13 protein-coding genes, 2 tRNA genes, 3 rRNA genes, 2 pseudogenes and 1 riboswitch are annotated in these 22,626 nt (G+C 43.2%); of the genes and pseudogenes, 9 read left to right on the top strand and 11 right to left on the bottom strand.

Features of this window, described 5'->3' with window-relative positions; translation table 11 throughout:
- The first annotated feature begins 67 nt into the window (after window positions 1–67).
- Window positions 68–841: a glutamate racemase gene (murI, locus tag ACRWP9_RS01605; RefSeq protein WP_434927569.1), complete on the top strand. Its 774-nt coding sequence runs from the start codon at window positions 68–70 to the stop codon at window positions 839–841.
- Window positions 842–860: 19 nt separating this feature from the next.
- Here the strand turns inward: murI and ACRWP9_RS01600 are convergent, their stop codons facing one another.
- A complete protein-coding gene (locus tag ACRWP9_RS01600; protein ID WP_434927568.1) occupies window positions 861–1,316 on the bottom strand; it encodes an RNA recognition motif domain-containing protein in 456 nt (151 codons plus the stop codon).
- A gap of 699 nt (window positions 1,317–2,015) precedes the next feature.
- Between ACRWP9_RS01600 and ACRWP9_RS01595 the strand changes: the two genes are divergently transcribed.
- The 6 genes and pseudogenes from ACRWP9_RS01595 (at window position 2,016) to ACRWP9_RS01570 (ending at window position 8,630) form a co-directional block, all read left to right on the top strand.
- Window positions 2,016–3,560, top strand: a 16S ribosomal RNA gene (locus ACRWP9_RS01595).
- A gap of 89 nt (window positions 3,561–3,649) precedes the next feature.
- Window positions 3,650–3,726, top strand: a tRNA-Ile gene (locus ACRWP9_RS01590).
- Between the two features lie 145 nt (window positions 3,727–3,871).
- Window positions 3,872–3,947 (top strand) — tRNA-Ala (locus ACRWP9_RS01585).
- Between the two features lie 361 nt (window positions 3,948–4,308).
- Window positions 4,309–7,211: ribosomal RNA gene (locus ACRWP9_RS01580) — 23S ribosomal RNA — on the top strand.
- A gap of 143 nt (window positions 7,212–7,354) precedes the next feature.
- Window positions 7,355–7,470, top strand: a 5S ribosomal RNA gene (gene rrf, locus ACRWP9_RS01575).
- The 16S, 23S and 5S rRNA genes sit together here with 2 tRNA genes alongside, the layout of an rRNA operon.
- A gap of 132 nt (window positions 7,471–7,602) precedes the next feature.
- Window positions 7,603–8,630: pseudogene (locus ACRWP9_RS01570) on the top strand (IS630 family transposase).
- A gap of 357 nt (window positions 8,631–8,987) precedes the next feature.
- On the opposite strand, the pseudogene ACRWP9_RS01565 reads toward ACRWP9_RS01570, so the two are convergent.
- From ACRWP9_RS01565 to ACRWP9_RS01555, 3 genes and pseudogenes are all read right to left on the bottom strand, one after another.
- A pseudogene (locus ACRWP9_RS01565) lies at window positions 8,988–9,260 on the bottom strand (IS630 family transposase); the annotation flags it as partial.
- 370 nt (window positions 9,261–9,630) lie between these two features.
- Window positions 9,631–12,795, bottom strand: a complete 3,165-nt coding sequence (locus ACRWP9_RS01560) for an efflux RND transporter permease subunit (protein ID WP_434927567.1) — start codon at window positions 12,793–12,795, stop codon at window positions 9,631–9,633.
- A 9-nt stretch (window positions 12,796–12,804) separates the two neighbouring features.
- Window positions 12,805–13,953 (bottom strand): efflux RND transporter periplasmic adaptor subunit, encoded by a 1,149-nt coding sequence (locus ACRWP9_RS01555; protein ID WP_434927566.1) that lies wholly within the window; start codon window positions 13,951–13,953, stop codon window positions 12,805–12,807.
- A 774-nt stretch (window positions 13,954–14,727) separates the two neighbouring features.
- On the opposite strand from ACRWP9_RS01555, the gene ACRWP9_RS01550 reads away from it, so the two are divergent.
- Window positions 14,728–15,345: a TetR/AcrR family transcriptional regulator gene (locus tag ACRWP9_RS01550; protein ID WP_434927565.1), complete on the top strand. Its 618-nt coding sequence runs from the start codon at window positions 14,728–14,730 to the stop codon at window positions 15,343–15,345.
- A 15-nt stretch (window positions 15,346–15,360) separates the two neighbouring features.
- Here ACRWP9_RS01550 and ACRWP9_RS01545 read toward each other — a convergent pair whose 3' ends face one another.
- Together ACRWP9_RS01545 and ACRWP9_RS01540 are read right to left on the bottom strand one after the other, a co-directional pair.
- Complete coding sequence (locus ACRWP9_RS01545) at window positions 15,361–16,050, bottom strand: DNA-3-methyladenine glycosylase I (protein WP_226412492.1); 690 nt, start codon at window positions 16,048–16,050, stop codon at window positions 15,361–15,363.
- A gap of 135 nt (window positions 16,051–16,185) precedes the next feature.
- Complete coding sequence (locus ACRWP9_RS01540) at window positions 16,186–16,716, bottom strand: thioesterase family protein (protein WP_434927564.1); 531 nt, start codon at window positions 16,714–16,716, stop codon at window positions 16,186–16,188.
- 148 nt (window positions 16,717–16,864) lie between these two features.
- A riboswitch (FMN riboswitch) is annotated at window positions 16,865–17,055 on the top strand.
- A gap of 93 nt (window positions 17,056–17,148) precedes the next feature.
- On the opposite strand from ACRWP9_RS01540, the gene ribB reads away from it, so the two are divergent.
- Window positions 17,149–17,805 (top strand): 3,4-dihydroxy-2-butanone-4-phosphate synthase, encoded by a 657-nt coding sequence (gene ribB / locus ACRWP9_RS01535; protein ID WP_434927563.1) that lies wholly within the window; start codon window positions 17,149–17,151, stop codon window positions 17,803–17,805.
- A gap of 116 nt (window positions 17,806–17,921) precedes the next feature.
- On the opposite strand, the gene ACRWP9_RS01530 is transcribed toward ribB, so the two are convergent.
- The 5 genes from ACRWP9_RS01530 to prlC form a co-directional block, all read right to left on the bottom strand.
- The gene (locus tag ACRWP9_RS01530; RefSeq protein ID WP_434927562.1) at window positions 17,922–18,773 is read right to left on the bottom strand and encodes an alpha/beta hydrolase; all 852 of its coding nucleotides are present in this window, start codon (window positions 18,771–18,773) and stop codon (window positions 17,922–17,924) included.
- A gap of 15 nt (window positions 18,774–18,788) precedes the next feature.
- Window positions 18,789–18,998, bottom strand: a complete 210-nt coding sequence (locus tag ACRWP9_RS01525) for a helix-turn-helix domain-containing protein (RefSeq protein ID WP_434927561.1) — start codon at window positions 18,996–18,998, stop codon at window positions 18,789–18,791.
- Entirely contained in the window at window positions 18,998–19,573 is a 576-nt protein-coding gene (locus ACRWP9_RS01520; RefSeq protein ID WP_434927560.1) for a DUF2975 domain-containing protein, read from the bottom strand. Before ACRWP9_RS01520 ends, ACRWP9_RS01525 begins: the two co-directional genes overlap by 1 nt.
- A gap of 161 nt (window positions 19,574–19,734) precedes the next feature.
- Window positions 19,735–20,397 (bottom strand): PilZ domain-containing protein, encoded by a 663-nt coding sequence (locus tag ACRWP9_RS01515; protein WP_434927559.1) that lies wholly within the window; start codon window positions 20,395–20,397, stop codon window positions 19,735–19,737.
- A 179-nt stretch (window positions 20,398–20,576) separates the two neighbouring features.
- Window positions 20,577–22,616, bottom strand: coding sequence for an oligopeptidase A (prlC, locus tag ACRWP9_RS01510; protein ID WP_434927558.1), 2,040 nt, complete (start codon window positions 22,614–22,616; stop codon window positions 20,577–20,579).
- Window positions 22,617–22,626 lie beyond the last annotated feature (10 nt).

Below are 22,626 nucleotides of genomic sequence, written 5' to 3'. Positions count from 1 at the left end.
TAAAAAAGGGCGCAAATTTTATAACAAATAGCGTCGATATCCAATGTATATAAAATAGGAGACCACTTTGTCAGAGCCAATTTTAGTATTCGACTCAGGAATAGGTGGTTTATCAGTACTATCAGAAATCCGCAAGTTACTGCCAAATAGGGATTATCATTATTTATTTGATAACGCCCGCTTGCCCTATGGCAACTTATCAGAAGAAGATTTAATTGAAGGGTGTGTTGAGTTAATTCTACAACAGGTGCATCAAATCAATGCTGCTATTGTGGTTGTTGCATGTAATACCGCTAGCACTTTAGTATTGCCAAGGTTAAGGGCGAGTTTATCTATTCCTGTTGTTGGTGTTGTACCTGCCATTAAACCCGCCGCCGCATTATCTGCTAAAAAGCATATTGGATTACTTGCCACACCAGGCACAGTAAAGCGCGACTATACCCAAGAACTGATCAATGAATTTGCCGATGACTGCAAAGTAGAATTATTCGGGTCATCAGAATTGGTGATGATGGCAGAGAAATATGTCGCAGGTGAAATCATAGACCTAGTAGAATTGGCGTTAATACTGCAACCTATTAAAGATGCCGATATTGATGTGCTGGTATTAGGCTGTACACATTTTCCTATTATCGCAGCGAAAATTAACCAGATACTGGGTAATCATGTCAAATTATTAGATTCTGGATTGGCAATAGCGAATAGAGTAAAAACATTAGTGCCTATAAGTAATAAGCAGGGAAGTGAATTAACGGTCAGTTATACAAAGCAGATTTCAACAGGACTCTATAAAGCATTAGTCGGTTATGGGTTCACTAGTGTGAAACAAATAACCGACTAAACCACCTAACTAAGTTAGATTAAGCATCAGGAGAATCGGAAGAATCAGATTCTTGAGATTTAGCTTCTCTTACCTTTAAAGTACGCTCTTGAAAAGTATAGTCGTTCAACTTACCCATTGCTTTTTGAGCTCCCGCTTCAGACATTTCAACAAAGCCAAAGCCTTTACGGCGACCTGTTTTGCGATCACGTACTAAACGGACTGAATTAACCGGGCCATATTCACCAAATAACTCTTTAACTTCACCTTCATGAACACGGTAAGGTAAGTTACCAACATATAACGTCATTGTTGGACCTACATAAGGTTCATCAGATGCGCGAGCTTGGCTAGCTGGAACAAAGGTAAAGATAAGTGTTGCTGTTACTATCCCTGCAATAAACGCTACAGAGGAAGCTACACTACCTTGAACTTGGAAAAAAACAAAAGCACCAACAAGTGCTGCAATAAGAACAATCACGAATGATTTCTGCATAAAATAATCTCTAATAATAATGAAATGAAAAATAACTGTTAAAAAACCGCTATATATTAATGAATAATCTGAACATTAACCAGTCCGTTGTAGAAAAAATGAGCTTAAAACTAACTTAAATATGATAAATACTGCTTTGGGCATCAAACTTGTCGGATTTATAGGCTGCAAAAGCGAAAAAAACAGCGATCTGGGTAAAAGATCATCGGTCAGCAAAAAAGATCGCGATCCCCCCTTGCGCCGAATCAGAATCTCCCTATAATGCGCAACCACTGACACGGCACAGCGCGAAAGCAAAGTGGCATCTGAAGTTAATCACTTAGGAAGTCAGGTTGATTTGAAAGGATAAAAACTTCGGTTTCATCATCAAATCAACAGCGAAAAGAAAGTTTGAAAAAACACTTGACGCTGACAACAGGGTCTGTAGAATACGCAGCCCAAGCCAACGACCTAGCGTCTTACGGCGATGTTTGAAAAATCAACATCAACGCTCTTTAACAATTTATCAAGTAATCTGTGTGGACATTCACAGGTATTGAGTTATTCGAAATTGCTTCTTCTTAGGAAGAGCAATCAAAAAATTTAAACTCAATGCAACGATGAATGTTCATAGCAATATGTACAAAAAGACTTTGTTAACTTCGGTTGATAAAGCAATCAGAATTCATTGAGCCGAAACCTTCGGGTTTCAAAAAACTTTAATTGAAGAGTTTGATCATGGCTCAGATTGAACGCTGGCGGCAGGCCTAACACATGCAAGTCGAGCGGCAGCGGGAAGATAGTTTACTATCTTTGCCGGCGAGCGGCGGACGGGTGAGTAATGCCTAGGGATCTGCCCAGTCGAGGGGGATAACAGTTGGAAACGACTGCTAATACCGCATACGCCCTACGGGGGAAAGGAGGGGACCTTCGGGCCTTTCGCGATTGGATGAACCTAGGTGGGATTAGCTAGTTGGTGAGGTAATGGCTCACCAAGGCGACGATCCCTAGCTGTTCTGAGAGGATGATCAGCCACACTGGGACTGAGACACGGCCCAGACTCCTACGGGAGGCAGCAGTGGGGAATATTGCACAATGGGCGAAAGCCTGATGCAGCCATGCCGCGTGTGTGAAGAAGGCCTTCGGGTTGTAAAGCACTTTCAGTAGGGAGGAAAGGTAGTAGTTTAATAAACTGTTGCTGTGACGTTACCTACAGAAGAAGGACCGGCTAACTCCGTGCCAGCAGCCGCGGTAATACGGAGGGTCCGAGCGTTAATCGGAATTACTGGGCGTAAAGCGTGCGCAGGCGGTTTTTTAAGCCAGATGTGAAAGCCCTGGGCTCAACCTAGGAATTGCATTTGGAACTGGGGAACTAGAGTCTTGTAGAGGGAGGTAGAATTTCAGGTGTAGCGGTGAAATGCGTAGATATCTGAAGGAATACCGGTGGCGAAGGCGGCCTCCTGGACAAAGACTGACGCTCATGCACGAAAGCGTGGGGAGCAAACAGGATTAGATACCCTGGTAGTCCACGCCGTAAACGATGTCTACTCGGAGTTTGGTGACTTAGTCACTGGGCTCCCAAGCTAACGCATTAAGTAGACCGCCTGGGGAGTACGGCCGCAAGGTTAAAACTCAAATGAATTGACGGGGGCCCGCACAAGCGGTGGAGCATGTGGTTTAATTCGATGCAACGCGAAGAACCTTACCTACTCTTGACATCCAGAGAATTCGCTAGAGATAGCTTAGTGCCTTCGGGAACTCTGAGACAGGTGCTGCATGGCTGTCGTCAGCTCGTGTTGTGAAATGTTGGGTTAAGTCCCGCAACGAGCGCAACCCCTATCCTTATTTGCCAGCGAGTTATGTCGGGAACTTTAGGGAGACTGCCGGTGATAAACCGGAGGAAGGTGGGGACGACGTCAAGTCATCATGGCCCTTACGAGTAGGGCTACACACGTGCTACAATGGCGTATACAGAGGGTTGCAAAGCCGCGAGGTGGAGCTAATCTCACAAAGTACGTCGTAGTCCGGATTGGAGTCTGCAACTCGACTCCATGAAGTCGGAATCGCTAGTAATCGTGAATCAGAATGTCACGGTGAATACGTTCCCGGGCCTTGTACACACCGCCCGTCACACCATGGGAGTGGGCTGCAAAAGAAGTGGGTAGTTTAACCTTCGGGAGAACGCTCACCACTTTGTGGTTCATGACTGGGGTGAAGTCGTAACAAGGTAGCCCTAGGGGAACCTGGGGCTGGATCACCTCCTTACCTATACGACTAACTCAATACCTAAAAGTGCAGAGATGCATGTGAGTGTTCACACAGATTACTTGATAGAAAGAAAGAGAAATTACGTTGGGTCTGTAGCTCAGCTGGTTAGAGCGCACCCCTGATAAGGGTGAGGTCGGTGGTTCAAGTCCACTCTGACCCACCAATTCTTCATTTCTCCTGTGTTAATTTACCGCTCGTTTAGTGAACTAAACGTCGCAATAAATTGCCTTGGATAAATTCGAATTGGCAAGCCAAATAAATTGGCTGACCTTCTTAGAAGGTAAACGTAAATTCTCACTGTATGTAAAGGGGTTATAGCTCAGCTGGGAGAGCGCCTGCCTTGCACGCAGGAGGTCTGCGGTTCGATCCCGCATAGCTCCACCATTCTCTTGAATGAGAAACATACATATTGGTCCGAGATGCCAAAGATAAACGAAATTTTATCTTTGGCTTTTTTAAGCCCGCTCTTTAACAATTTGGAAAGCTGATAGTACTAACTAAAGGCGCATGGATGATGATTCGTTGTCGTTTGTGTGATTACGTTAGTGCGAAAATAATATTGATGCGAAAGCATCAGTATCTTGAGTTCTCAAAACACTGTTTAAGTGTCTTGAATATTCTAAAAACTAAGGCGAGTCACACTTCCTGGTCGGGAGTGAGACAAGTAAAAACCAGCTAGTTGCGATACAGTCTAATTAGTTCATTCTCTTGTTTACAAGGGTTGTGAAACTCATTTGGGTTGTATGGTTAAGTGACTAAGCGTATACGGTGGATGCCTTGGCAGTCAGAGGCGATGAAGGACGTAATAACTTGCGAAAAGCGTTGGCGAGCTAGTAATAAGCATTTGAGCTAACGATATCCGAATGGGGAAACCCGGCCACATAAGTGGTCATCATACAGTGAATACATAGCTGTATGAGGCGAACCTGGGGAACTGAAACATCTAAGTACCCAGAGGAAAAGAAATCAACCGAGATTCCCCTAGTAGCGGCGAGCGAACGGGGATTAGCCCTTAAGTCTATGGGGTGTTAGTGGAATGAGTTGGAAAGCTCAGCGGCACAGGGTGATAGCCCCGTACATGAAAACTAACCATAGATGAAAACGAGTAAGGCGGGACACGTGACATCCTGTTTGAATATGGGGGGACCATCCTCCAAGGCTAAATACTCCTGACTGACCGATAGTGAACCAGTACCGTGAGGGAAAGGCGAAAAGAACCCCTGTGAGGGGAGTGAAATAGAACCTGAAACCGTATACGTACAAGCAGTGGGAGCGGTTCTTGAGACCGTGACTGCGTACCTTTTGTATAATGGGTCAGCGACTTACGTTTTGTAGCGAGGTTAAGCGAATAGCGGAGCCGTAGGGAAACCGAGTGTTAACTGCGCGTTTAGTTGCAAGGCGTAGACCCGAAACCGAGTGATCTAGCCATGGGCAGGTTGAAGGTTGAGTAACATCAACTGGAGGACCGAACCGACTTATGTTGAAAAATGAGCGGATGACTTGTGGCTGGGGGTGAAAGGCCAATCAAACTCGGAGATATCTGGTTCTCCTCGAAAGCTATTTAGGTAGCGCCTCGAGCGAATACCATTGGGGGTAGAGCACTGTTAAGGCTAGGGGGTCATCCCGACTTACCAACCCTTTGCAAACTCCGAATACCAATGAGTACTACTCGGGAGACAGACAGCGGGTGCTAACGTCCGTTGTCAAAAGGGAAACAACCCAGACCGTCAGCTAAGGTCCCAAAGTGTATGTTAAGTGGGAAACGATGTGGGAAGGCTTAGACAGCTAGGATGTTGGCTTAGAAGCAGCCATCATTTAAAGAAAGCGTAATAGCTCACTAGTCGAGTCGGCCTGCGCGGAAGATTTAACGGGGCTAAACATACCACCGAAGCTACGGGTTTGCAGTTTACTGCAAGCGGTAGAGGAGCGTTCTGTAAGCGGTTGAAGGTGAAGGGGTAACCCACACTGGACGTATCAGAAGTGCGAATGCTGACATGAGTAACGATAAAGGGAGTGAAAAACTCCCTCGCCGAAAGACCAAGGGTTCCTGTCCAACGTTAATCGGGGCAGGGTGAGTCGACCCCTAAGGTGAGGCCGAAAGGCGTAATCGATGGAAAACAGATTAATATTTCTGTACCTCTGCTAACTGCGATGGAGAGACGGAGAAGGCTAGGCTAGCGCGGCGTTGGTAGTCCGCGTTTAAGGTAGTAGGCGGTGTTCTTAGGCAAATCCGGGAACACGTACTTAAATGTACACGTTGAGAGCTGATGACGAGTCACTAAGGTGATGAAGTAGTTGATGCCATGCTTCCAGGAAAATCTTCTAAGCTTCAGGTTAGTAGGGATCGTACCCCAAACCGACACAGGTGGTCGGGTAGAGAATACCAAGGCGCTTGAGAGAACTCGGCTGAAGGAACTAGGCAAAATGGTACCGTAACTTCGGGAGAAGGTACGCTGCTGTTGGTGATGGGACTTGCTCCCTAAGCTGACGGCAGTCGCAGATACCAGGTGGCTGCAACTGTTTATCAAAAACACAGCACTGTGCAAAATCGCAAGATGACGTATACGGTGTGACGCCTGCCCGGTGCCGGAAGGTTAATTGATTGGGTTATCGCAAGAGAAGCTCATGATCGAAGCCCCGGTAAACGGCGGCCGTAACTATAACGGTCCTAAGGTAGCGAAATTCCTTGTCGGGTAAGTTCCGACCTGCACGAATGGCGTAATGATGGCCACGCTGTCTCCAGCCGAGACTCAGTGAAGTTGAAATTGCGGTGAAGATGCCGTATACCCGCGGCTAGACGGAAAGACCCCGTGAACCTTTACTATAGCTTGGCACTGAACATTGAACCTACATGTGTAGGATAGGTGGGAGACTTTGAAGCTTCGTCGCTAGATGGAGTGGAGTCAATCTTGAAATACCACCCTTGTAGTTTTGATGTTCTAACTCTGGCCCCTTATCGGGGTTGAGGACAGTGCCTGGTGGGTAGTTTGACTGGGGCGGTCTCCTCCCAAAGAGTAACGGAGGAGCACGAAGGTTGGCTAAGTACGGTCGGACATCGTACGGTTAGTGCAATGGCATAAGCCAGCTTAACTGCGAGACATACACGTCGAGCAGGTACGAAAGTAGGTCATAGTGATCCGGTGGTTCTGAATGGAAGGGCCATCGCTCAACGGATAAAAGGTACTCCGGGGATAACAGGCTGATACCGCCCAAGAGTTCATATCGACGGCGGTGTTTGGCACCTCGATGTCGGCTCATCACATCCTGGGGCTGAAGTCGGTCCCAAGGGTATGGCTGTTCGCCATTTAAAGTGGTACGCGAGCTGGGTTCAGAACGTCGTGAGACAGTTCGGTCCCTATCTGCCGTGGGCGTTGGATGATTGAGGGGAGCTGCTCCTAGTACGAGAGGACCGGAGTGGACGAACCGCTGGTGTTCGGGTTGTCATGCCAATGGCATTGCCCGGTAGCTACGTTCGGAATCGATAACCGCTGAAAGCATCTAAGCGGGAAGCGAGCCCCAAGATGAGTCATCCCTAGAGCTTTAAGCTCTCTAAAGGGCCGTAGGAGACTACTACGTTGATAGGCAAGGTGTGTAAGCGTTGTGAGGCGTTGAGCTAACTTGTACTAATGACCCGTGAGGCTTAACCATACAACCCAGATGGGTTTTACTGATACGACTTAGTATTAGAATGGGACGCTTAAATAGTGTAACGAGACTCAAACTCAGATAAAGCAATCAGCTTTCCGAATTATTATTTAATGCACATGAGTGTGTTAGATAAACCAAATTTGTCTGGAAACCATAGAGCTGTGGCACCACCTGATCCCATTCCGAACTCAGAAGTGAAACACAGTATCGCCGATGGTAGTGTGGGGTCTCCCCATGTGAGAGTAGGTCATTTCCAGGCGCCAAATAAAACAGCAAGGCCACTCTAATTGAGTGGCCTTTTTGTTTTGTGTCGAAAAATTATTCTTGAGCATAATACCATTTACATTAAATATGTGATCTAATTAGTTGTCATTTCCTTATTTCAGTATCGATGAATAATCTCAATCTTGCAGCATTAGTTAAATCTGAGAAAAGCGCACGTAAACGTATGCGTTATCTCGCCTTACTTCATTTTACCGAAGGTCATTCTCGTACTGCTATAGCCAACATGTTGAAGGTCAGTAGAACCAGTGTAAATGCATGGGTTACTCATTATTTAACTCATGGCATTAGCGGCCTAGATGATAAACATAATCCAGGTCGACCCGCTCAATTATCGGCGAAACAACTGGTAAATCTGAAAGAATTTGTACAACGTCAAAAGCTTGTCTGAGAGTGGCGGAAGATTGATGGCAAGAGATGTCAGTCTTTTTATTCAGTCTGAATTTGGCGTGACCTTTAAACAGGCAAATATCTACAGATTACTGCATCAATTAGGATTGTCATGGATAACGACCCGCTCTCGTCACCCAAAACAATCTCAAGATATTCAGGACGCTTTTAAAAAACTTCCAGCTGTCAACGATCCTTAACACCCCTGGTCATGTGGCGTTAGATCGCATTGATGTTTGGTTTCAAGATGAAGCCAGATTTGGTCAGCAAAATACAACAACCCGCATTTGGGCAACGAAAGGAACCCGACCACGAGCGGTAAGGCAACAACAGTTTGAATCAGCGTATTTATATGGCGCGGTGTGTCCGGCAACGGGTGCGACAGAGGCTATTATTGCCCCGCATGCCAATAGTGAATATATGTGGGAGCATTTAAAATTAATTTCAGAGGCTACCGAATCGAGTCGCCATGCTTTGGTCATCATGGATGGCGCAGGTTGGCATCAACAGGAGCTGACAGAGGACTTTGATAACCTTAGTATCCTTAAGCTTCCGCCCTATTCGCCAGAACTCAACCCTATAGAACAAGTGTGGCAATGGCTTCGTCAGAATGAACTCGCCAATCGTTGCTTTAGTGGATATGACGATATTGTTGAGCAGTGTTCCATTGCATGGAATCGATTTATTGCAGAGCCGGAAAGGGTGATTCTACTATGTTCTAGACGGTGGACAAAACTGACCAATTAATTAATGTAAATGGTATAAGTCATACATAGTGTGGCCGATATGCCCATGTGAGAATAGGTCATTTCCAGGCGCCTAATTTACTCGCAAGAGTAGTGATAAGCCCGTTACTAACGTAACGGGCTTTTTTACGTTTGAGATTTGAGCATGTCATTTGAGCATAGTATTAGTGTGGCCGATATGCCCATGTGAGAGTAGGTCATTTCCAGGCGCTAAATACCAATCCGATGATACTAATTACATTAATTCATGGGTCAGACCTATTCTCTCTAATAGCTTAATCGGATCCCTTCTGGCTCAAATATCCTCATCTCCATGAAAGCAGCTATTAACGAGTTTATTCTGAGAAAGTCGTTATCACACTTGCTCTCTATGGTTTAGTTCTGGTGAACCGGGGGGTAACTTGAGGGTTGTTAGGTTAGCAAAATTATCATCTAAATCATGCTGTCGCTGAGATAAATTTCAAATACTCGTACATTTATCTGTTGTTAGCATGTGAGGCAATAATGGCTTTCGTTACTGGCGTGACTGCTCCGTCTAAATATACTGACTCAAACAGTTTCAGCCATACCGCTCGTGGACGAGTTTCTTTCTTGGCCCTAATTGGCTAGTCGTATTATGTTGGCTAAATCTGACTGGACATCAATGCGAGTGAATGTCACATATTAAGGACAGTTGGCATATAGGGGGTTAAAAGCGTCTAGAATTACTTAGAGTGACGAGATCAAGAGGTTATCAATAACAATCTAATTGATGAAGTAAATGATAGGTTTTTATATGCCACGTTTAATTCAGGTGAGTTAAAGCAATTGATACTTTGGGTTAGATAGGTAGCAAACTAGGTGTTAAAGCTTACTTTGCTGACCTTTAACCTACTGGTAAATATCGTTCGAGGACGATCTTAACCATTTATTCTGCTTGATAAAATAAAGGACCAAACGTTTGCACGTTTGGTCCTTTATATTCTGCCAAATAGCTTTACTCAGATATTTTCTGAAAAGCGTTAAGCGTCAGGCTTATTGCTTGCAGCTAAGTCAACACTGTTTATTTCTGATTCAGCTTGGCTTTTTCTCTTGCTGAAAAGTCTTTCAACCACGACAAAGAACAATGGAATTAAGAAAATACCTAGGAATGTCGAGCTCATCATGCCGCCTAACACACCGGTGCCAATAGCGTTTTTACTGCCGGAACCGACACCAGTACTGATGGCTAATGGGACCACACCGAAGCCGAATGCTAATGATGTCATTAGAATAGGACGCAAACGCACGCGAACCGCATGCAGTGTTGCTTCGATTAATCCCGCCCCTTTATCGTAGAATTCTTTAGCAAACTCAACAATTAAGATAGCGTTTTTAGTTGCCAGCCCGACGGTTGTTAATAGGCCTACTTGGAAGAATACGTCGTTAGGTAAACCACGGCCGTTCATAGCAAGCAATGCACCAATAACCCCTAGAGGTACGACTAATACGACGGCAAATGGCACCGACCAGCTCTCATAGAGTGCTGCAAGGACCAAAAACACCACTAGAATTGACAAAGCATATAATGCAGGTGCTTGGTTACCCGACAAACGTTCTTCATAGGACAGGCCATTCCACTCAACTCCAAACCCAGGTGGTAATTGTTCGACCATTTTCTCTATCGCAACCATAGCATCACCGGTACTGTAACCAGGCACGGTAGCACCTTGAATATTGACAGCAGGTAAACCATTAAAGCGTTGTAACTGCGGTGAACCAAAGTTCCAAGAGCCTGTCGCGAAGGCTGAAAAGGGCACCATTTCGCCTTCTGAATTACGGACATACCAAGTGTCTAAATCACTGGGTTGCATACGATATTTAGCTTCACCTTGTACGTATACTTTCTTAACGCGACCACGGTCAATGAAGTCATTCACATATGAGCCACCCCATGCGGTAGCGAGTACGCTGTTGGCACTGTTGATATCAATACCCAGTGCGCGCACTTTGGCTTGGTCGATATGAATTTCGTACATTGGTGCATCTTCCTGGCCATTGGGACGAACGCCCACCAAGCTTGGATTTTGTGCCGCCATACCCAGTAACTGGTTACGTGCCTCAATTAATGCATCATGGCCTTTACCGCTTCTATCTTGCAGATATAAATCGAAACCATTTGCTGTGCCCAACTCAATTACCGCAGGTGGAACAAACGCAAACACCATGGCTTCTTTTATTTGCATAAAGCGGCCCATTGCACGACCTGCGATAGACTGTACATCCTGACCTGGTTCTTCTCGTTCGGCCCAATCTTTTAAGCCAACAAACGACATGCCCATGTTTTGGCCCATACCCGCAAAGCTGAAACCTGCAACACTGAACACAGAGTTTACCGAATCGCTTTCCTGGGTCAGATAGAAATCATTGATTTCGTTTAACACTTTAACGGTACTTTCTTGGGTTGAGTTGGTTGGTAAAATTGCTTGGGTGAATAAAATCCCCTGATCTTCATCTGGTAAGAATGCCGTTGGCATGCGTAAGAAAATCCACGCTGTAGCAATAACAAGCACAAGATATATGCCCATCATGCGGAAACTCCGTTTAAGAATTTTTGCCACGCTCGCTTCATAGCGAGATGTCATGCGATCAAACATACGGTTAAACCAACCAAAAAAGCCGGTATTAATATGGGTATGACCTTTAGGTAATGGCTTTAACATGGTTGCACATAATGCAGGTGTTAAAATCAACGCTACTAATACTGACAACGCCATAGCCGATACGATAGTGATTGAGAACTGACGATAAATCACCCCGGTAGAGCCTGACATAAAGGCCATAGGCACAAATACCGCGGAAAGCGTTAAACCAATACCAACAAGCGCCCCAGTAATTTGATCCATCGATTTACGGGTTGCTTCAAGTGGGCTCAACCCTTCTTCAGACATTAATCGTTCAACGTTTTCTACTACCACAATAGCATCATCGACCAATAGACCAATTGCCAGCACCATAGCGAACATGGTGAGGGTGTTAATAGAGAACCCTGTTGCCGACAAAATAGCGAATGTACCGAGTAGTACTACGGGTACTGCAATCGTTGGGATTAGCGTTGCTCTGAAGTTCTGTAAGAACAGATACATGATCAAAAATACTAATACGATAGCTTCGATTAACGTATGAACCACACCTTCAATTGATTTTTCAACAAATGGAGTAGTGTCATATGGATAGTAAATTTCTAACCCTTCAGGAAAATAGGTTTTTAAATCATCTAAACGGTCGCGAATATTATTAGCTGTATCGAGTGCGTTTGCACCTGTTGCCAACTTAAAAGCTAGACCAGATGCAGGTTTACCATTATAGAAGGATTCAACCGCGTAGCTTTCGGCACCAAGTTCAACTCGAGCCACGTCTTCAAGATAGACATTTGCGCCAGAAGAGTCTGATTTCAGAATAATACGTTTAAATTGTTCAGGTGTTTGTAAACGGCTTTGTGCGGTAACCGTGGCGTTTAATTCCTGGCCAGGCATTGCAGGTGAACCGCCTAATTGGCCAGCTGATATTTGAGCATTTTGCTCTCTAATGGCTGCCATTACATCAATACTGGTTAAGTTGTATTGGGTTAACTTTAGCGGTTCAAGCCAGATGCGCATTGCGTACTGTGCACCAAACAACTCGAGTTCACCAACACCTGGTACTCGACTCATAGGGTCTTGAATATTGGCAGCAACGTAATCAGAAATATCGTTTTTAGCCAGCGAGCCGTCTTCAGACACAAACGCCACAACCATTAAGAAACCCGCGCTGGATTTGTTAACGTTTACACCTTGTGATTGTACTTCTTGAGGTAAGGAGGTCATTGCCGACTGCAGTTTATTCTGCACTTGAACTTGAGCAATATCGGCATCGGCTTCGGCATTAAACGTTAAGGTAACTGTAGCGTTACCAAAACTATCACTGCTAGAAGAAATATAGCGTAAATGGTCAATACCTGTCATACGTTGCTCAATAACTTGAGTCACGGTATCTTCCATGGTTTTGGCCGATGCACCAGGATAAAATGCGGTAATGACTACCGTTGGCGGTGCAATACTAGGGTATTGAGCAATGGGCAGGCCTTTAATGGCCAGCACCCCTGCTAACATAATAAGAATTGCGATCACCCAAGCAAAAATAGGGCGATCGATAAAAAAGCGAGCCATAATAATGTCCTATTTTTGTGGAGTGTCTGCAGTTAATACCTGTGGTGATACCGCCGCACCTGGACGAATTTTTTGTAAACCTTCTACAATTAATTTATCGCCAGCTTGGAGGCCATCAATAATGCGCCATTGGTTATCAATTACTTCAGCAGTAGTGACAATACGCACTTCGACATTGTTATCTTGATTAACAATCATCGCCATTGCCTGACCTTTAGTATTACGAGTAATAGCACGTTGGGGCACTAAAATAGCTTGTGGGTCAGTGCCTGTATCTAAGCGTGCACGCACATACATACCAGGTAACAGCACACCATCAGGATTAGGGAATTCAGCACGTAATGTGACAGACCCAGTAGCTTCGTCAACACTGACCTCAGCAAATTGCATCGTACCTTGCTGATCATAAGTGGTACCGTCTTCTAAAATCAGCGTAACAGTAGCATTGTCACTTTTTTGTAACTTACCCGCTTTTAGCTTACTTTTAAGGCGTAATAACTGCACACTAGATTGAGCAATATCAACATTGATAGGGTCTAATTGTTGAATCGTCGCCAAAGTGCTGCTTTGATTTGCGGTAACTAAAGCACCTGCTGTTACTGATGATTTACCTATGCGACCAGCAATTGGGGCTTTTACTTCAGTATATTCAAGGTTGATTTTAGCTGTGTTAATAGCGGCTTGCGCAACGGTTACAGATGCTAAGGCTTCTTTATAAGCAGCTTTTGCTTCATCAAAATCTTGTACACTGACCGAATTAGTTTTTACCAATGTTTGGTAGCGTGCCGCTTTCGCTTTAGCAGATTCCAAACCTGCGTTAGCACTGGCTAAATCAGCTTCTGCACTGACTAAAGCCGCTTTGTAGGTAGCAGAATCGATTTGATAAAGAGATTGACCTTTAGTGACCTCTTTACCTTCAACAAATCCACGTTCAGTAATAATACCAGACACTTGTGGACGAACTTCAGCTTCTAAAAACGATTTGCTGCGACCCGGTAGCTCTACTTGAATAGACTGCGACTGTGCTGTCACCACCATTACACCAACCGGAGTAGGTGGGCGCTCTTGTTGAGCCTGCGCTCCTTCGTCTTGTTTGCCACAGGCTGTTAACCATAACGTCGCAGTTATCACTGCGGCAATTTTCAATGCTTTGTGCATGAGAGCTCCTACTCTAATGTATCCACACACAACTAGGTTACTGTGTGAAAAAGGCTATTTCAATTCTAACTTTATATTTTGCTACGCAATTAACATTGCTCATAGAAACTATTCGCAAAGCCAATGGGCTAAATTGTAAATAAATACGTTAACCCGCTTGATTGATAACTGTTTGTTAACGAATTTGGACCAAAAAACTTGTTTTATGAGTAATTTAACTAAAAATGTTTACTCAGTGTGTGGTTAATTTAACAGCTATATATTGCAATTACACTGACCAACTAAGATAACCTTGTTGAAAGTTATTATAGTATTCCACTATTAATGGTTTCTGTCTGTTAGCTCTTTTGGTTAGTTTTGCCTATTTTTATTGTAAAACACGTATTTGTTGCGTTAATTTCGCTGAATTTTGTCATCAAAGATTATGTGCTTGTGGAGTTGCCATGCAAATCAGTCTGCCAAATTCAGGAATAATCAGCTCAACATGATGTTGTTTAGCAAGGGCAGTTGTCCGTTTTGTAAACGCAAGACTCTTGAGCATATTGCAAACATCAGATATTCCTTTTTGCTAATCTACAGCTTGGTTTTCGACACAATTAGCCATTGAAATATCCCAATGGATATACTCATGATTAACAAGACTGGTACGACAATAATCAACATTTTCATTATTAGTCAAAAGTAAACTATACGGTGTAGTTTATTTTGATCCAGTTGAAAAGTAAACTGGTCAGTGTAAAATAACTTTTATCAATTTTTTGAATATAAAGCGACATGGATACTGAAAAGAAAAGCCGCAGTCAGTTAAAACGACAAGCCATTATCGATGCAGCCAAGCGCACCTTTCAATCGATAGGTGTCGCAGCGACCAGTATGGACAAGCTAGCTGAAGAGGCGCAAGTGTCTAAACGCACGGTTTATAATCACTTTGCCACCAAAGAAGCCTTAGTGATGCACCTAGTGAGTGAATTGTGGCTTGAAGCTATGGCACGTAACCAGGGTCAATATCAAGCCGACAAAGATTTACTGCAACAATTTACGGCCATTATTTTGACCGAAATTGAGTTTATTAATTCACAAGAACATATCGATATGGCCCGAGTCGCATTTGGGCACTTGTTTTACAATAGTGAAGAGATGAACCGAGAGGTTGAGAAAATGAAGCTGCTTGAAACGGCGTTACTGCGCTGGATAAAAGCCGCCGTAAGCGATAATAAGTTAGCACTAACCGATGTTAATTTTGCTAATGAACAGTTAATGCACTTAATTAAAGGGCATTGTTTCTGGCCACAATTATTGGCTTACAAACCTTTACTCACCAGTGAAGAGCGCCAACATCTGGCCGATGAAACTGCAAAAATGTTTTTAAGCCGTTATCAAGTAACAGCTTAATACCTATCATCACTTCTACAGATAGTTATCACCGACGCCGAGTGAAATAATTCGGCTTATTTCAGCTAATGTCAGCCCTGATTCTTGTTGCCAAGTATTGAATGCTGCTTGTGTTTGTTTAAGGCCTGTTTGTGAACTAAATCCGGCATCGACAACGTTTTTGGCTTTTAAATACCCTTGTACATCGTTGGATAATATAAAGGTGTCTTTGCCAATGGAGCGTAAAAAGTACGCACCAGTATTGCCGCCTAAACGGGTCCCTTGTTTTTTCAGTGACTGCCATAAACCGATAATATCTTCGGTTGGCCAGTGGGCGATGAACTCAGCAAAGCTGCCGTGTTTAGCCGCTAATGATTGCACCATATAGGCATTATCCACAATAGCCTGGGTCTTCTTTTGGTGGCGGATCAGTGTTGCGTCGGATGCCCGTTGTTGAATCTGCTCAGGTGATAGCATCAGCACTTTTTGTGGCTCAAAATCAAAGAAGGCTTTTTCATAAGCGGGCCATTTATTGTCGACTACGCGCCACACAAAACCACTTTGAAAAACCCGCTTAGACATAGCTGATAATAATTGTGCATCACTGTATTGGGCTATTTCACTACTGGATAATGTGTTGGGTAACAAAGCTTCAACAGCCGCCATTCCACCTTTGCGTTCACAGGCACGTAACACGATATCAGCAAATTTTTCTAGCTTAGCCACAATATGGTCCTCAGGTATTTGATTGTCATTTAGCGTTTGAGTTATGAGCTAAATTAATCTATTTAAATGATTATATGGCACAAACAAAACAGCCATCTATACGATGGCTGTGGTTGTTTAGATTAACATTAGGCGTTAAATGTTTCTTTCTTTTTTAAGTTGTAAAAATTGCTTCCACTTTACCACTTCTGGAGGTAACTCTGGTGTTGCACCTTCATAGCCCGCTTCTAACACTAAGGTGTCAATCGGCACTTGTTTGCCTTTACATATAAATACGCCACGGACATGAACAATACAATGCAAACCGCGTGCGGTGACAAAACGCTGCTCAATATAGAAATATTTTTCGTCCCATCCAACCACTTTAGTTTCAACTTCAAACTTTTCAAATGGCTTAATATCACGGATATAAGTGAACTCAGATGCATTAACAATTGGCATCCACTTCATCTTAAGAAATTTTTTCATTAATCCCATATCGGCGATCATATAGGTACGTGCCAAGTCCATGAATGCAGGGTAGCGTGAGTTAGTGAGATGCAGATTTACATCGCAATCAAACGGCAGCGCTCGATAACTAATCTTGCTGGTGCCTAAAAAACCAATGCCAGGACAATGGCGAATGCGCCACATGAATAACCACACTAATCGAAAATAAAGATTCATTTACAACCACTCCTTTATGAGTGCCACAGGCTAGCAGAGGTCATACCAGCGAGCAAGCAGAGTTTTCGCGATTTTCGTGGGTGTTTGTGCGTTGAGTTGATTGAACTTATGTGGCTAGGACATTATTATAGCGCTGCTGAATTTCAGCATTAATTCTCAGGGCGGGGCGAAACTCCCCACCGGCGGTAAATACTTATGCCTACTTATATGGTGTAAGTATAAAGCCCGCGAGCGCTCGATTCGTCGAGGTCAGCAGATTTGGTGACTTAGTTTATTACTATATGGTAATAGCTAATATTCCAAAGCCGACGGTTAAAGTCCGGATGAGAGAGAATAGCAACACCATCAGTAGACTCTGTCCACTGATGCAATTCTATTTGGCGTAAAAACCCTCTTCAAAGCCCTGGTTCTGGTATTTTTTAGGAGTAAACCATGAATCAGTTATCTTTACTTGCACCTTTTGGTGATCCAATCGAACGCGTTGAAAAAGCTATTATTGCCTTACAACAAGGTCGGGGCGTGTTATTACTTGATGATGAAGATCGTGAAAACGAAGGCGACATTATCTATTCAGCACAGCACCTAACCACAGAGCAAATGGCATTAATGATCCGTGAATGCAGCGGTATTGTGTGCTTATGCTTAACTGATGAGCAAGCTAATAAGCTTGAACTGCCACCTATGGTGATGGATAACAACAGTGCTAATCAAACGGCATTTACGGTATCGATAGAAGCCAAAGTTGGCGTGACCACAGGTGTTTCAGCAGCTGATCGTGTTACTACAGTTAAAACGGCAACAGCAGTACATGCTAAAGCCAGCGACTTAGCAAGACCGGGGCATGTGTTTCCACTGCGCGCCCGTGCTGGTGGAGTGATGTCGCGTCGCGGCCATACAGAGGGCACAGTTGATTTGATGCAAATGTCAGGTTTAGCGCCTGCTGGTGTGTTGTGTGAACTAACCAATGAAGATGGCACTATGGCTAAAACACCACAAATTGTTGCCTTTGGTTTAAAACATAACATGCCGGTTCTAACGATAGAAGATATGGTAATGTACCGCTTAAAGCATGATTTAAAATTAGCCTAGTTGATTTAAGCTGGCTTAATAGTTTTCAGGTTTTATAGCTAGAAAGAGGCGCTTATGCGCCTCTTTTATTATCTTCAATGTACTCGTTTAAGCCTGCTTGTATAAGGACTATGACATTAAAGTGTATCTATAAATACTTGGTATTGGGCCATTGTCTTAGCCTCAGTTAACATTCCTTGATGGCCAGCATTAGGGACAATAATTAACTCTTTATTTGCAGATTTGCTAGCCGCATATAACTTCTCTGATAGCCCCACAGGTACTTCCTCATCATTCTCTCCAGCAATGACTAATAATGGCCCTTTATAATATTGTGCGACCACTTTTTCATTATCTATTTTACGAAAATCTTCTGGCATTTCCACACTCATAAAGGGTGCCATATACCAGGGCGTTTTTTCATCTACCCAGTCATCAGCGTTGGTTGCTGAACCATGTAATACTAATGCGTTAATGGTATTGTTTTTGGCTAAATCAGCCGCAATAAAGCTACCTAATGAATAACCATGCAAAATGATTTTTGTTGGTTGATATTGTTGGTGTAAATAGTCCAATTGTTGCTGTGCATCGGAAACAATATTTTTAATACGCGGTTTGCCTTCACTTGCGCCTAATCCGCGGCGATCCATCACAAAAATATCAGTATTCAACGCTGATAGTGTGGTTAATGCTGATAAGCTATATGGCTCTATTTTTATCCCATTACCTTGGAAAAAAACTAAGGTGATCTTGCTGTTTGGGTTATCAATATAAAAGCCATTTAAGCTGACATTATCGCTGGCAATTAATTGGACCGGAGCAATTAAATGTTCTGGCAAGGCTTGCTGTAATTTTTGGGTGAATTCGGTTGTAAAGGTCGTTGGTGCTTTATCGCTAGCAATAAAGGTTTCTTCGCTTATGCGCACAGTGCAGGCAGAAGTCATCAAAATCATTGCGCTTATCGCGGCTTGTTTAACTAACGTGTGCATATTATCTTCCTTAATTTATTCATCAATTTGATGCACTAAAATATCGCCCGGTGAACATTGCAAGTGCTGACAAATTGCATCCAATGTCGAAAAGCGAATCGCCTTAGCACGTCCGCTGCGTAGTACTGATAAGTTTTGTGGGGTTATCCCTACCCGTTCAGCCAGTTCAGTTGACTTCATCTTCCGCTTTGCCAACATGACATCTAATTCAATAATAATGGCCATTAAATAGTTAATTCCGCCTCCATTTGTAATTCGGCGGCGTGTTTCATTACCCAGCCAATGCAATAGAAAATAAGCCCAACTAACGCGTATTTAATCTCTTGGCTGCCGATAGTGAAAAAACCGGGGACAGCACTACTTAATCCGGTCGAATGGAGAAATATTGCTACTACCATAGGGTAAAATAAACTGAGTACTATCCACATAAAAAAAACTGTGGCAATGCGCGTTAAGCAGTAAAAGTTTGCTGAGGTAAATACCTGACCATGTTGATATAAACTAAATAATTGGAATAGAAAAAAGTAAATAAACAGGTAAGGTATTATTTCGACGCCGCCAAGAATAACGCCAGGGTTAAATCCATCAGCATAAAGGTGCTGACCTAAGGCTTGCCAGGATGGTTCAAAGTCGACGCTGAGGTAACTGCTAAAAAATCCCCACCAATCGACGCTCATAAAATATATGCCGTCTTTATATTCACCTATGGTCATCACAGCAAGGTAACTACCAAGTTGCAGTGTCGCGAGCAGTAGTAGTAACCATTTTATCCATTTACTGATTATTGCAATTCTATCCATGAGTGGCTTTTTATCTGAGTAATAATGCAGCTAAGTTATCATAATGATTTTATATCGGCAATAAGTTATCGATAAACGATAACCTAAGGTGTTTAAATAAAGCAGCTATAACAGGAATGGGCGCTGATTAGGCTATTTGACTGAAGTGTCGATGACTGACATTACAATTCGATAAAGAGTTGGTTCAATAGCTTTTTGATCTGTTCATCATCTTCTTTAAATTGAATGCCTACATTCACTTTGCCATTTTCAAAACGGCTATTACATACTCTGGCGGGAATGGTAATTTCAAGATCGCTAGGTGAGCGAAGCACAACAAAGATATCTTTTTGGTTTACAGTCACTTTAGGGTTGTCGGTTTTAAAAACAAAACCACAACCTTTTGCGGAAATATCAGAAATAATGCCCTTTAATTGGGCTGCTTTTTTAACCTCTTGTTCGCCTCTTGCGACAAGCGATGCCGGTAAATGAGTGACATAACGTTGATGAGTACGTAGTTGTCTATTTTCAATTTTTTCTGGGTAGGTTAAAAATATAAATTTTTCAGGAATCTTAGTGATATTTCGAATGGTGGCTTTAAACGCGTAACACTCCCCTTGTTGACCTTCGAGTAGATAACGAACAACAACCACATTGCCTTCGGTCAACACATCGCTGTAGTTATTCATATTCTGTGGGGCGGGATGTTTTAAGATAATATATTGGCCTAAATCATAACCTGCTAACGTCGCTTTTATACGTAACTTAACAGGATGGTCAATTTGTAAATCGACGATTTTTCCTGGTTTTAAATCAAAGAAAATAGGCTGTATATTGGCTGTCAACGTTCAAGTCCGTTCATAGATTATTATTAGTATGGAGGCCTGTTAATGTATTGTGATAATTCCTGTAAGGCAATTCTTTTTATGCCAATAATGGATAAACGCCCTAAGTTATCAAGTGTGGATGTTTCAATTTAAACAAAAAAGCGCCTTAATGGCGCTTTTTTGTTTACAGTATTTTGTTAAGCAGCAATACCACTATGTCTCAATAGGGCATCGGTATTAGGTTCACGTCCCATAAAGCGTTTAAATAGCTCCATGGGTTCTTCACTGCCGCCCATTTCGAGTATGTTGTGTAAGAAACTTTTGCCTGTTTCTGAGTTGAAAATACCTTCCTCTTCAAAACGTGAAAAGGCATCTGCGGACAATACTTCAGCCCACTTATAGCTGTAATATCCCGCTGCATAACCACCTGCAAAAATATGGGCAAAGCCATGTTGGAAGCGGTTAAAGCTGGGGGGTGTTAATACCGCTACCTTACTGCGCACTTCATCTAAAATACCCTGAATATCGGCGCCCTTAGCAGGATCAAACTCATGGTGCATTCTAAAGTCGAATAACGAAAATTCCAGCTGACGCAACATCATCATGCCAGATTGGAAGTTCTTTGCCGCTAACATTTTATCCAGCAATGCTTTAGGAAGTGGCTCACCGGTTTCAAAGTGACCTGAAATTTCCGCTAATGCTTCTTCTTGCCAGCACCAGTTTTCTAAAAATTGACTTGGTAATTCAACCGCATCCCATGGCACACCATTAATGCCTGATACACCGCCTACATCAACTTTGGTGAGCATGTGGTGAATGCCGTGGCCAAACTCATGGAATAAGGTAATCACTTCGTCATGGGTAAATAAAGCCGGCTTACCATTTACGGGGCCATTAAAGTTACAAGTTAAATAAGCAACTGGCTTTTGTAGGCCAGTAGAGGTAATACGACGACCTCGACAATCATCCATCCATGCTCCGCCACGTTTACCTGTGCGGGCATATAAGTCGAGATAGAAGCTGCCACGGTGAATGTTTTCAGCATCAAAAATATGGAAAAAACGCACATCTTTATGCCAGGTATCAAATTGTTTTTCTTCTTTAATGGTTAAACCAAACAGCTTGTTTACCGTAAAGAAAAGACCTGATAAAGCTTTGTTTTCAGGAAAGTACGGGCGTAACACTTCTTGGGATACTTCATACTTATGCTGTTGCAGTTTTTCGGCATAGAAGCTTAAATCCCACGACGCCATTTCGGTCACATTGAAATGTTCTTTTGCGAAGGCACGAAGTTCAGCCAACTCGCTAGCAGCTTGATCTTTTGAGCGTTCACCTAATTCATTTAAAAAGCCTAGCACTTGCTCAGGGGTTTCAGCCATTTTGGTTGCTAAAGATTCATCGGCATAGCTTTTAAAACCTAATAAGTTAGCTATTTCATGACGTAGCGCAATAATTTCATTCATGTTGTTGCTGTTATCAAACTCTCCCGCATTCGGGCCCTGGTCTGATGCGCGCGTTACAAATGCACGGTAGCATTCTTCACGTAACTCACGGTTTTCACTGTAGGTCATAACAGGTAAATATGATGGAAAATCTAAGGTGAATAACCAACCTGTTTTCTCATTCTCGTCAGCCATGGCTTTTGCTGCTGCGATAGCTGATTCCGGTAAGCCGACTAACTCCGATTCATCGGTGATCAGTTTGGTCCACGCTTGGGTGGCATCGAGTAATTGGTTTGAAAAATTGCTGGTCAGTTCTGAAAGGCGTTTCACTATGTCGCCATAACGGACTTTATCTGCATCACTTAAGCCAATGCCCGATAATTCAAAATCACGAAGGCTTTGTTCAATCACCATTTTTTGTGCCTGGGTTAATTGGCCAAAATCCGCGGACTGGTGAATCGATTTATAGGCTTCATATAAGCCTTGGTGTTGGCCGACATAGGTGCCGTAATCCGATAATAGTGGTAGGCAGTCATCGTGTGCTTCACGCCATTCATCATTACTAACAACTGAATTCATATGAGAAACCGGTGACCAGACTTTACTGAGCTCATCATCAACTTCTTCGAGCGGCGCAATTAAGTTATCCCAAGTATATAGATTATTCTTTGCGAGGAGTTCATCAATGCTGTTGCGGCAGTTTTCGATGGCTTGTTCTACAGCTGGCTTAATGTGTTCAGTTTTTATTTGTGAAAAAAGCGGTAATTCTGTGCCACTTAGCAATGGGTTGCTCATAATGTTTCCT

This window comes from Shewanella sp. HL-SH2, assembly GCF_051164935.1.
In the GTDB taxonomy this organism is placed as follows: Bacteria; Pseudomonadota; Gammaproteobacteria; order Enterobacterales; family Shewanellaceae; genus Shewanella; species Shewanella glacialimarina.
The sequence above is the reverse complement of the archived record's forward strand: the minus strand, read 5'-3'. Positions and strand labels throughout refer to the sequence as shown.

Excerpts from the sequence above, each read along its gene's own strand:
- ACRWP9_RS01600 (WP_434927568.1), bottom strand. The coding sequence starts at position 1,316 with ATGCAGAAATCATTCGTGATTGTTCTTATTGCAGCACTTGTTGGTGCT.
- ACRWP9_RS01560 (WP_434927567.1), bottom strand. The coding sequence starts at position 12,795 with ATGGCTCGCTTTTTTATCGATCGCCCTATTTTTGCTTGGGTGATCGCA.
- ACRWP9_RS01555 (WP_434927566.1), bottom strand. The coding sequence starts at position 13,953 with ATGCACAAAGCATTGAAAATTGCCGCAGTGATAACTGCGACGTTATGG.
- ACRWP9_RS01550 (WP_434927565.1), top strand. The coding sequence starts at position 14,728 with ATGGATACTGAAAAGAAAAGCCGCAGTCAGTTAAAACGACAAGCCATT.
- ACRWP9_RS01540 (WP_434927564.1), bottom strand. The coding sequence starts at position 16,716 with ATGAATCTTTATTTTCGATTAGTGTGGTTATTCATGTGGCGCATTCGC.
- ribB (WP_434927563.1), top strand. The coding sequence starts at position 17,149 with ATGAATCAGTTATCTTTACTTGCACCTTTTGGTGATCCAATCGAACGC.
- ACRWP9_RS01530 (WP_434927562.1), bottom strand. The coding sequence starts at position 18,773 with ATGCACACGTTAGTTAAACAAGCCGCGATAAGCGCAATGATTTTGATG.
- ACRWP9_RS01525 (WP_434927561.1), bottom strand. The coding sequence starts at position 18,998 with ATGGCCATTATTATTGAATTAGATGTCATGTTGGCAAAGCGGAAGATG.
- ACRWP9_RS01520 (WP_434927560.1), bottom strand. The coding sequence starts at position 19,573 with ATGGATAGAATTGCAATAATCAGTAAATGGATAAAATGGTTACTACTA.
- prlC (WP_434927558.1), bottom strand. The coding sequence starts at position 22,616 with ATGAGCAACCCATTGCTAAGTGGCACAGAATTACCGCTTTTTTCACAA.